At 72.1% G+C, this 11,006-nt stretch carries 6 protein-coding genes and 1 pseudogene; 6 read left to right on the top strand and 1 reads right to left on the bottom strand.

Annotation, left to right across the window (positions count from 1 at the left end):
• Together VIW71_RS18555 and VIW71_RS18550 are read left to right on the top strand one after the other, a co-directional pair.
• A partial coding sequence (locus VIW71_RS18555) for a thioesterase domain-containing protein (RefSeq protein ID WP_331623462.1) occupies positions 1–1,657 on the top strand: 1,657 nt, incomplete at its 5' end.
• Positions 1,658–1,659: 2 nt separating this feature from the next.
• The gene (locus VIW71_RS18550) at positions 1,660–3,816 is read left to right on the top strand and encodes an asparagine synthase C-terminal domain-containing protein (RefSeq protein WP_331623461.1); all 2,157 of its coding nucleotides are present in this window, start codon (positions 1,660–1,662) and stop codon (positions 3,814–3,816) included.
• 44 nt (positions 3,817–3,860) lie between these two features.
• Here VIW71_RS18550 and VIW71_RS18545 read toward each other — a convergent pair whose 3' ends face one another.
• Entirely contained in the window at positions 3,861–5,507 is a 1,647-nt protein-coding gene (locus VIW71_RS18545) for a glutamate--tRNA ligase (protein ID WP_331623460.1), read from the bottom strand.
• Positions 5,508–5,735: 228 nt separating this feature from the next.
• On the opposite strand from VIW71_RS18545, the gene VIW71_RS18540 reads away from it, so the two are divergent.
• From VIW71_RS18540 to VIW71_RS18525, 4 genes and pseudogenes are all read left to right on the top strand, one after another.
• Positions 5,736–5,885, top strand: coding sequence for a hypothetical protein (locus VIW71_RS18540; protein ID WP_331623459.1), 150 nt, complete (start codon positions 5,736–5,738; stop codon positions 5,883–5,885).
• A gap of 664 nt (positions 5,886–6,549) precedes the next feature.
• Positions 6,550–7,200, top strand: coding sequence for a response regulator transcription factor (locus VIW71_RS18535; protein WP_331623458.1), 651 nt, complete (start codon positions 6,550–6,552; stop codon positions 7,198–7,200).
• Positions 7,201–7,352: 152 nt separating this feature from the next.
• Positions 7,353–9,272, top strand: a complete 1,920-nt coding sequence (locus VIW71_RS18530) for a hypothetical protein (RefSeq protein WP_331623457.1) — start codon at positions 7,353–7,355, stop codon at positions 9,270–9,272.
• A gap of 425 nt (positions 9,273–9,697) precedes the next feature.
• Positions 9,698–10,825: pseudogene (locus tag VIW71_RS18525) on the top strand (alginate lyase family protein); the annotation flags it as partial.
• Positions 10,826–11,006: the final 181 nt, after the last annotated feature.

Here is an 11,006-nt window from a genome sequence, read left to right as displayed (position 1 = left end):
CAGCGTCGACGCGTTGCTGGCCCGGGTGGCGGACCGGTTCGGCCGGATCGACCGGGTGGTGCTCGCCGCGGGCGTGTCCGGCGACGCCGCCTACCGCGCCTCGTCCGGCCTGCCCGGGTGGCGGGACGAGGAGCACTTCCGGATCAAGGCGCACGGCGTCACCGCGCTGGCCCGCGCCGCGCGCCGCCACGACGTGCGCCGGGTCGTGCTGATGTCCTCGCTGGCGGGCGCGCTCGGCGCGCTGTCCCTCGGCGGCTACTCCGCCGCCGCGGCCGCCATGGACTGCGCGGCCGATCACTTCGACGGCGACCACGGCAACTGGCTCAGCGTCGGCTGGGACGCCTGGCACCACGACTCCACCGCGGTGAGCGTCCACGAGAGCCGCATGGTGCAGGACGGCCTCACCGCGGCCGAAGCCGATGCGGCGATGACCGATGTGCTGTTCTCGGCACTGACCGGACACCTCCTCGTGGTGAAGGGCGACCTGCCCGCCCGCTGGGACCGGTTCGTCCGTGGACCGCTGCGCAGAGCAGTCGCGGCGCGGGCCGCCGCGGCACCCGACTCGGAGGACGTGCCGAGCCTGGTGCTCGCCGCGTGGCGCGACTGCCTGGCCGACCAGACCATCGGCCCCGACGACGACCTGCTCGACCGCGGCGCCGACTCGCTCAACGCCATCGACGTGCTGACCGCGCTCGGCGAGCGGCTCGGCGTCGCCCTGCCCACCGACCTGCTGTTCGAGGCTCCCACGGCCCGGCGGCTCGCCGCGCGCATGGCCGAGATCACCGCGGCCGACCAGCGGGCGGCAGACCGGCTGGTCGTCCACACCGGACACGCGGGCGGATCGCCGGTCTGGTGCCTGCACCCGATCAGCGGCAGCGCCGAGGGCTTCGGCCCGCTGGCCGACCTGCTCGCCGAGCACCGGGTGGCCGCCGTAGCGGGCACGCCGCTGGCCGAGCTGCGCGCCGACGAGAGCATCCAGAGCCAGGCCGTCCGATACCACGACGCCCTGACCGCCGCGGTGGCCGGGGAGCCGCCCGCCGCGATCGTCGGCTGGTCCTACGGCGCCGTCCTCGCCTTCGAGGTGGCCCACCTGGTGGTCCGGGCCACCGGCCGCCGCCCGCCCGTAGTGCTCCTGGACATGCCCGCGCCGCCGGGGGCGGGCGAGCGCGGCATCGACGACGTCGACGACGCGGAGATCGTCCTGGCGATCCTGAGCCACCGCGTCCGGGAGAACGGGCAGCGACCCGACTCCGCGCTCGCCGGGCTGCCGCGCTCGGCCGACGCGCTTCCCCGGCTCGTCCGCCTGCTGCGCGACCGGGGCGTCGTCCCGCGCGGATTCACCGCGGACACAGCCGCCGACCTGGCCGCCGGATACCGGCGGCGGATGCGGGCAGTGGAACGTCACCGGCCCCGGCCCTACCCCGGGCCCGTCGTGCTGCTGCGGGCGAGCGAGGCGGAGTTCGGCGCCACCGGTCTGCTCGAGGGCGTCCTCACCGCGCCCGTCGACGACCCCGGCTGGGGCTGGGCGGCAGTCGCCGCGGGCGGGTTCACCACCCAGATACTCGACGGGCACCACGCGACGCTGCTGGCGCCGCCCGCGGTCGCGGCGGTCGCCGCGGCCGTCCGACGCGCGGTGAGCGCTTCCCAGGAGGCCTGAACATGACAACCGATCGACCCACCGCGTTGCGGGTGGCCTGGGCGCCCGCGGGGGACGTCACGGCCGCGACCGGCTGGTGGCCCGCCGGACCGCCCCTGCTGGCACCGCCCACCGCCGGCATCGAGCCTGTCGTGCGCTTCGGCGGCGGTGTCGCCACGGCCGTGGGAGACGGGACGGTGTCGATCACCTGGCGCGACCCGGTCTGGCCGCCCGCCCTGCGCGAGGAGCCGATCACCCTCGTCGTCGGCCGCGGCGAACTGCGCCTGCGCGTCCCGGCCCGCTGGCGCGCGCACGCCTACCTCGGCTGGCGTGAAGGGCGGCTGCTGGTCTCGTCCGACCTGCGGACCCTCGCCACGGCGATGGGCGGTGCCCGACCATCGCCGGAGGGCGTCGCCGCGTTCCTCGCGGGCGGTCGCGCGACCGCGGGACTGGCGCCGTCGCTTTGCGACAACGTCCGGGAGGTCCAGCCCGGCCACGAGGTCGTAGTCGACGCCGCGGGCCGGACGCGCTGCCACCGGACGTGGACGCCCGAGCGGGAGCCCGGATTCGCCCGACTGGCCCAGGACCGGCTGGTCCCGCGGCTGCGCGGCCACCTCGACGACCTCGCCGCCCGGATCCTCGACCGGCACGACCGGGTGGCATGCCTGTTCAGCGGCGGCCTCGACTCGACCCTGACGGCGGCCACGCTGCTGCGGCGGGCACCGGAGCGGGTGGTGCTCTTCAACGTCGGAAGCGGACTGGGGACCGTGGCGGAAGAGCACCTGCGCGACCGGTTCCTCCGCGCGGCGGGCGCGATCAGCCACCCCGTGGACCTGCCGCCCCAGGCGAGCCTGGTCCGCTCTTTGCGCGACACCAACGCCGTGGCCGCGCTGCCCACCGCGTCGCTGTTCGCGCACGTCTTCGAAGAGATCATCGCGGTGTCGCACGCACACGGGTGCACCGCGATCGTCACCGGAGACGGCGGCGACGAGGCGTTCGCCGAGCGCGAGGACCTGCTCGTCGACCTGCTCGCCCGCCCGTCGCGCGCGCTGGCGGCCGCGGTCGGCCACTTCGCGCTGCGCAACGGCGAACACGGTGCGCTGACGGCGCGGCGGGCGTGGTCCAAGCTCCGCGCGCTGCGCGCCGGGGCCAGCCCGGCGCCCGCGGGCGACCCCGCCGACGTCCTGTTCGGCCCCCGCCTGGCCGACCGCGTCGCCGCGGCGCGGCGCGACACCGCGGCCCGGGCGATCGGTCTCTGGCACGACGGTTGGACCTGGTCGGGCATCGGGTCCTACCGGCGCGCGGCCGAGGTGCCCGAGTGGGAGCCGCTGAGCTCGACCCTGCCTGGCTTCGCCGTCGCCAGCCCGCTGGCCGACCCCGCCGTGGTCGGCGACGCCCTCGACCTGGCGCGCGCGGCGATGGTCCCCGGCGTGCCCGGCGCCCAGCCCAAGTGGCTGCTGCGCCAGGCCGCCCTCGACTGGCTCGCGCCCGAAGTCGCCCTGCACCCGAAGATCGGCAGCTCGGACGGGCAGATCTCGGCCCGGCTACGCCAGCGGGAACTGCCCGGTCTGCTCGACCTGTTCACCTCCACCACCGCCCGCGCGCTCGATCTCGATCCCACCGCCGTCGAGTCGCCGACCGCCGTGCTGTGGACGGGCGACGGCTGGGTGCGGGCTGCGGCCCTGGTGGCCTGGTTCGACGAATCCGCGTCCGCGCCGCGACCGCCGCGCGCGATCACCGTTCGGGACGACCGGCTCGCGCCCGCGCCGCGGCCGCCCGCGGAACCGGCCGCTCCGGGAACCCGGCTGGGCCGCTCCCGAGTGGCCCTGCTCGTGGCGCTGAACCTCGCCGCCCAGCTGGTGCCCGCCCACCCGGTCGTAGAGCTGGGGGAACCGACCGGGCCCGCGCGGTCGTCCTCCGACAACGACCTGACCCGGGCGCTCGTGGACCTCGCCCGCCGGGCCTGCGCGGTGCCCTTGGTGAGCGGGTCGCCCGAGGTGATGGCACGCGCCCTGGCGTGGTGGCTGCGGCTGCGCGGCGGTCGGCCGAGCGTGCTGCGGGGGACAGCGCAGGGGCGCGCCAAGGCGCACTGCTGGATCGAAATCTCGGGGTCGATGGTGGACGTGTCCGGCATGGAGACCCCGCTGACACCCCGGGAAACGCGCCGGGCGGGGTCCTGACCGGAGACCAGGACCCCGCCTCAGGACCCCGCCCGGCGCGGCGATCAGCGTGCGTCGAGGACGGCGGCGAGGCGGCGGCGGGTCTCGGTCTCGCCGAGGGCGTTGGCCACCAGGTGCAGCGCGGGGCTGCGGGTCGAGCCGGTCAGCAGCACGCGGATCGCCTGCGACGCCTCGCGGATCGAGCCCGGGTAGGCGTCCGGGTCCCGCTTGTAGTCCTTGACGCTGGCCGCATAGCCGTTCTCCGCCGCCGTGGCGCGGATCTGGTCGAACCACGCGTCGGCGCCGGTCAGGTCCTGGTAGCGGTCGAGCAGGTCCGCGGTGAGCTTGCGCAGTGCCTCCGGAGCCAGGCCGCCGAACCGGCTGTCGGCGGGGTCGGCGACCGGCTCGAACAGCGCGGTGAAGAAGTAGCCGTAGATCGCCCGGAAGTCCGACCACTTCCGCAGGTCCTTGCGCGGGTTGTCGACGCCGACGCGCTCGATGTCCAGCGCGCGCACCGCCAGGTCCTGCTCGGCGCGCACCGCCTTGGCCAGCTCGGTGTCGTGCTGGTCCGCCCACGCCAGCACCTGCTCGAGGACGTCGGCGCCGGACAGCGTGGCCACGTAATCCGCGGCGATGTCCTCCAGCTTGACCAGGTCGACCAGGGCGCCGGACACGCCGCACTCGGCGAGCCGCAGGGGCGCCGCAAGCGCCTCGTCCAGCGGCATCTCCGCCAGCCTGCCGTTGATCAGCCCGCGCAGGTAATACAGGACGGCGGGCGCCGGGTAACCCGCGGTGATGTAGAACTCGACGGACGCCTCGGGGTCCTTGCGCTTGGACAGCTTGCGCTTGCTCGAACCGTCGATCTTCAAGAGCGGCGCGATGTGCGCGTACGGGATGCGCTCGAACCCGGCCGCGTCGAACAGCTGCAGGTGCACCGGCACCGACGAGATCCACTCGTCACCGCGCACGACGTTGGTCACCCGCATCAGGTGGTCGTCCACCAGATGCGCGAAGTGGTAGGTCGGCAACCGCAGCGGGCTGTCCGAGCTCTTGAGGATGACGATGTCGTTGCGGTTCGCGTCGGCCTCCAGCTCACCGCGGACCAGGTCGCTGAAGGTCACTCGGCCCGGCTCGCCGGGCGAGCGGAACCGGACGACGTAAGGCTGCCCGGCCACGAGCCGCTCTCGGACCTGCTCGGCGGTCGCGTCGCGCCAGAGCGCCCAGCGGCCGTAGTACCCGGTGGGCACCTTCTCCGCCCGCTGCTCCCCGGCCGCCGCGGCGAGCTCCTCCTTCGTGGCGAAGCACAGGTACGCCTTGCCCTCGCGGAGGAACTCGCGCACGTAGCTCAGGTAGATGTCCGCGCGTGCGGACTGGGTGTACGGGCCGTACGCGCCGGTCGCGTCGGTCTCCGGCGAGGACACCCCGAAGTAGCCGAAGGCGGCGTCGAACTGCGCGGTCGCGCCCTCGACGGTCCGCTGTTGGTCGGTGTCCTCGATGCGGATGAAGTAGGCGCCGTCGGAGTGCTGCGCGAGATCCTTGTCCAGCATCGCCACGTACACGCCGCCCAGATGGGCGAAGCCGGTCGGGCTCGGGCAGAACCGGGTCACCATCGCACCGTCGGGCAGCTCCCGCGGCGGGTAGCGCCGCTCCCAGTGCTCGGGCGCCTCCAGGTCGGCCGGAAACAGCGCGTCGATCTCACTGCGGTTGAGCATTGCGGGATTCCTCCACAGGCGCGGGACGGTCGGGGTCGCCGCAGGCGCCACCTCTCCGGTCGGATCTGGTGACGGCGCTACCCACGGCCCCCGGGCATGCTAGTACGGGCACCGGGGCCCCTGCGACGACGGCGGTCTACCCACCCCGCGTCGGCCGGCAGGCCCAACCGCCGTGGTCCTGTGTGGACCTCCCGGTGCCCGTCGAGGCAGGGCCGCCTCACCGTCGCCATGGACGATCTCCTCGCCCGCCACCGCGCCGGCCTGCCCGAGCTGCCGGCCGCCGCCTGGGTCGCCACCGGGTCCGCCCTCGCCGCCGTCGGCCACCCGAGATCGTTCAGCGCAAGCAGGACGGTGCGTGAAGATCCCCTCACTCCGTGACCGCGACAACCAGGAGGTGTGCCGACAGCTTCACCCCGATGGGCCACGCCACTCCCGGACACCACGCACCGACCAGTCGCGGAATCCTTGGACCAGGTCGCGCAGTGGATCGACGAGCGGCGCGTGCGCAAGGCCGGCGGCAGGGTCGTCGCCCTCCCGATGCGCCCACACCCCGGCTGCGATCGCGCAGAGCGCCACACCGCTTGTAGGGATCAACGCCCGGTCCAGCCACTACCACTGGCGCGACACCGCCTTGGCCCGGGCGGAGCGGCTTGAGAATCAGATCTGTCTCATGGCGCATACTCTCGGCCGCCGGGGCCGCCGAGGGCCGCGATGTCCCTCGGTGGCGGTCTCCCCCCTTCCGAGCTCCGCCGTCTCCCGTCACCGGCGAGCACCCATCCCTTTTCGCACGGTTGTCGCGTTGCCGTCCGGTGGGGCCTTGCACACCGGTGCACGGCTCTTGCTTCACAGTGCATGATCGCCGGTGAAGCGCAGGAGCATGTTGTCCAGACCGGTGATGCTCGTTCCTGAGCGAATGGATGCGCATTCGGAGGCCCGTCGGTCCAGGGTCAACCTGGCTCGATCGCTGATCGGCGTAACTCATGGTCCTGGGGAGCGCCGGGTTCCGCGCTTCCCGAGTACGGTGTCATGCCCAAGGAGTTCCATGCCTGATCGCGCAGACGAAGTACGCCCGGTACCGGGGGTCGTCGTACAGGCCGAGGATCTCCTTACTCGTGACGGCACGGCCGCCTTCCTGGCGGCGGACGAGCGTGTCAAGCTGTTGACGGTCGACGGACTGGCCGACGCCGACATACTGGTGATGCTCACCGCTACGGTGAGCGGCAAGACGCTCTCCGCGATGAGCCGTGCCAGTCGGCTCACCGATGGACGGATACGGATCGTGCTGGTCGCGGACCACATCTCGGACCAGCAGCTGGCGCTCGCGGTCAACCACGGTCTGGCGAGCTTCTTGGTGCGGCCGTTCACCAGCTTCAGTCAGATCCTTGCGGCGGCCGTCGAGGCGCACCATGGGCGATCCATCGTTCCTCCGGTGCTGATGAGCATGCTGCTGGACCGGATGCGCAGCATGCAGAAGAGTGAATGCCCCACCGGGCTGCTGCCGGTGGAGCTGACGCAGCGTGAGGTCGACGTGCTGAGGCTCCTGGCCGAGGGTATGGATACGGCGGAGATCGCCAACAAGCTCAGTTATTCGGAGCGCCTGATCAAAAGCGTCATACAGACCGTGGTCAAGCGGCTGGGGTTGCGCAATCGGACCCACGCCGTCGCCTACGCCATCCGCATGGGCATCCTGTGACCATGGGTGCCGAAATGGGTACGACTGACGGAGCTTCGCTTCGTCTCTTGGGTCGCGAAGGGCAGAGCGGTGCCGGCAGTCCGCCTTTCACGGCCCACCGTGCAGGCGAGGCATGGCTGATCTGCCCGGCCGGCCCCGTGGATCCGCGCGCCTTGACATTCACCGCGGGTCTTGCCCGGGACCCCGAGTGCACCGTCCTGGTGGTCGACCTGCCCGACGGGGCCAACGACGGGACGCTCCAGCAGATGGCGCAGGAAATTCCCCCGGGGAAGAACGGCCTGAGGCTGGTGTTCGGACGGCCTCCTCGGCTCGGGGCCGCGATCGTGGCCCGACGGCTCGCCGACCTGCTGGGCAGGACGGTGATCGCCGCGGCCGGGGTCCCACTGCCGACCCCCGGCGGAGGCCTGTTCATAGGTGCGGACGGCGGACCGGGATGGGTGCGCTGCGAACCCGGAACACCTGAGGCGTGGGACTCCAGGCGATTCCCGAAGCCGTCGTGGGAGTCTGCCCTCCCCGCCCGGCCCTGGTCTCTGGGCACGGTCATGGCGGAGCCCCTCCCCTTCGGCGTGTGGCTGCGTCCGGCGGAGCAAAGCGCACTCCGACACGACCACCACAGGCGTCTTTCCGGTCAACTGCGGGTTTCCTCCGAGCTGATGACCGTGGCGGTCGGCGCCCCCGAGGCGGCGGCATTGCCGATGGCGGACATCGCCCGTTTCTGGCGCGACGTGCCCCCGCACGTGCGGCCGGCAGTGCGATTCATGTGCTACGGGCCCACGCGCCTGAGCGGAGGAAGGCACTTCGGGGACGTGCTCGCCCAGGTGGTTGGCGAACCGGTGCGTCTGTACAACGGAATGCCGGAGGGACGCGACGACTCCGGTGACGTGCTGCTCGTGGGAGGAGACGGCTCTCCGGGCCGTCCCCTGCAGGCGCACGAATTCGCGCACATGCCGCCGACCGACACGGCCGAGCCTCTGCCGAGCCCGCTCGCGATGGTGCACCGGTGGCCGCTCGGCGACCTCCAAGAAATCCGTCCCGGGATCCACCTCCTCACGGACGACGTGGTCGTGGAGGTGGTGCGCAGCGGCCTTTGGGTACGCCTGCTGCAGGCCCCCTCGTACGCGGCCGAAGTGCGAGCCGCCGACCCGGATCCCGGTCACGAACGGATCCTGTGCGACGCCGATTCCAAAGAGGCGCTGCCCCGGCTGAGGCGGCTTGCCAAGGATCTGGTGTGGAGCCTGCCGTCCGAACTGCGCAGAGCGGTACGCACAGGTGTCTGCCGCCCCACCGCTCCGGCCGGCGATCGGGCACCTGACATGCCTGTCCGGCGGCCTGGCCGGTCTGCCTCCTCCCCTGCCCGCCCCAGCCCGCGCGGGCCTGGCGTCGCCGGCCGCCCCCCGGCCCCCAACGGCTCCCGCCCGGTGCCGAGCGGCGGGCAGACCGGCCAGGCACGGTTGTACACCACCCCGGACTCCGGGCATCAGGAACTCCTGTCCCTCGCGGCCGAGGTACTGCGCAGGCATCCCGAACTCACCGCGAACCGATCGGACCTGCACGCCGTTGCCGGTCTCGCAGCCGTGCTCCGCCATGTGACAGGAGTCGGGCCGAACGGGCCCGGGGAGGAAACGGCCACCAGCCGGCCGGAGCCGCCCGACAGCGAACTGCTCCGCGAGGGGCTGCGGATGCTTCCCGTGCACCGCGGGGCGACGGGTCTGCGGGCGACACTCGACGATGCGATGCGGCAGTGGTACGCCGCGCAACCGCTGCTGGTCGACGCCAACGTGTGCGAGGCATCGGTTCTGGGTCCCCGCGACGATCCGGGCAACACCGACTTCCTCATCTGGTCGGTGGACGGCCGCCGCACGGACCTTCTCGACCCGTTGCGTCCGGACAGGGTACTGTTCCTGCCCGGCTCCCGATTCCGGATACTCAGGACTGAGCCCGACACCCCGGGCGTCATCATGATGCGCGAGATCGGCCCGGAGATGACACCGATGGACCAGGGACTCGACCAAGCGGCCGTGCGTCGGCTCATTCAGGCGTGGCGGGACTGGCGTGGTGATGCGAGGTCCTGACGCGGTCGCGAACGCCCACGCCTTGCCACCCTGGTCTCGCCGACACCGCGAGACCTGGCGGGTTGTTCGAACAATCCCGCTGACCTAAGGGGCACACTGGCGTCTCCGCGCTGGCGGACGTCAGCCACCCTCAGAAGGATGACGCGCGGAGGCGGCTCGCCTGATGATCCGCCGGGTCGATCCCGGCACCTCAGGAGCGGCTTCCCCCATTGTCAGCCGGGTGAACCGCTCTCTCCACGCCGTACGTCGGCGACGCGCCCGCGTCGCCGGCCGAGGGCGCAGCCAGCTGGCGAACCCCGATGGAATTGGCCACCGGCTCCTGGAAGGCGTCCCCCATGTTGAATGCACTTCTCCACCGCCCACCACCCTGGCGCGACAAGGAGAAGCGGAAGCGAGTTGCCCTGGGCGCCCTGATCGCCATGCTTATGACGACGATCGCCGTAGTCCCAGCCATCGCCGGACAGAGCGGGGAAAACACGGCGTTCGCCCACCCGGGGGTTATGGTGGGCACATCGCAACTGGACTTCGCACGTGAGAAGGTCCATGCGGGAAGCCAGCCCTGGAAGGGCGCCTTCGACCAGATGATGGCAAGCCCCTACGCGTCCCTCTCCCGGACCCCCAGCCCCCGGCGGACCGTGGAGTGCGGTTCGCACTCCGTACCGAACAACGGATGCACCGACGAGCGGCAGGACGCGATCGCGGCGTACACCGACGCCCTGGCCTGGTACATGACCAGGGACGAGCGGTACGCCCAGAAGGCCATCCAGGTCATGGATGCCTGGTCGTCGACGATCGCCTCACACACCAACAGCAACGCGCCGTTGCAGACCGGCTGGGCCGGATCCGTATGGCCGCGCGCCGCGGAGATCATTCGCTCCACCTATACCGACTGGCCCCAGGCGGACCGCTTCGCCACGATGCTCCGCGACATCTACCTGCCCGAGGTGATCAACGGCTCCCAGAGCAACGGCAACTGGGAACTGAGCATGATGGAGGCCGCGGTCGGCATCTCCGTCTTCCTCGACGACCGCGCCAGTTACGACCAGGCGCTGGCCCGCTATCTGAAGCGGGTCGCCGCCTACGTCTATCTGGACTCCGACGGCGGCCTGCCCAAGACAACGTCGGGAGCCCCGAGCGACAGGTCGGCGGCAGTCAGGTTCTGGCAGGGGCAGTCCACGTTCACCTCCGGTCTGACGCAGGAGACCTGCCGCGACCTCACGCACACGGGCTACGGCATCTCCGCGATCTCCCACGTCGCCGAAACCGCCTGGATCCAGGGGCAGGACCTGTACTCCCAGGTCGGCGAGCGCCTACGGCAGGCACTCGAGTTCCAGTCCACGTACGAGCTCGGTGCTGCCGTGCCGTCCTCCCTCTGCGGCGGCAGCCTGCAGCAAGAACTGGGGCCCGTCACCGAGGTCGGATACAACGCCCTGCACACCAGGTTGGGCCAGAGCATGCCCGAAACCGCCAAGCTCACCCAACGCAACCGTCCCGCCGGGACCAACAACCTGTTCGTCGCATGGGAGACCCTCACCCACGCCGACAACCCAGCCGGCCCCGCAGAAACGCAGCAGCCCTCCCCCTCCCCCTCGCCTTCTTCTTCTGGTGTGAGTGTGGTGCCGGAGGCGGGTGGGCCGGTCGGTTCGGGTTCGGGTTTCCCGGCCCGGTACGCGGCTCCGTATATCGAGACCTGGAGGTCGCCTTCGGTGCTGGAGCAGGCTCGTCAGGCGGGAC

The sequence above is a fragment of the Streptomyces sp. genome, assembly GCF_036524955.1.
GTDB lineage: Bacteria > Actinomycetota > Actinomycetes > Streptomycetales > Streptomycetaceae > Actinacidiphila.
Note: the sequence above shows the minus strand (reverse complement) of the source record. Positions and strands in the feature narration are given on the sequence as shown.

Excerpts from the sequence above, each read along its gene's own strand:
- VIW71_RS18535 (WP_331623458.1), top strand. The coding sequence starts at position 6,550 with ATGCCTGATCGCGCAGACGAAGTACGCCCGGTACCGGGGGTCGTCGTA.
- VIW71_RS18550 (WP_331623461.1), top strand. The coding sequence starts at position 1,660 with ATGACAACCGATCGACCCACCGCGTTGCGGGTGGCCTGGGCGCCCGCG.
- VIW71_RS18545 (WP_331623460.1), bottom strand. The coding sequence starts at position 5,507 with ATGCTCAACCGCAGTGAGATCGACGCGCTGTTTCCGGCCGACCTGGAG.
- VIW71_RS18540 (WP_331623459.1), top strand. The coding sequence starts at position 5,736 with ATGGACGATCTCCTCGCCCGCCACCGCGCCGGCCTGCCCGAGCTGCCG.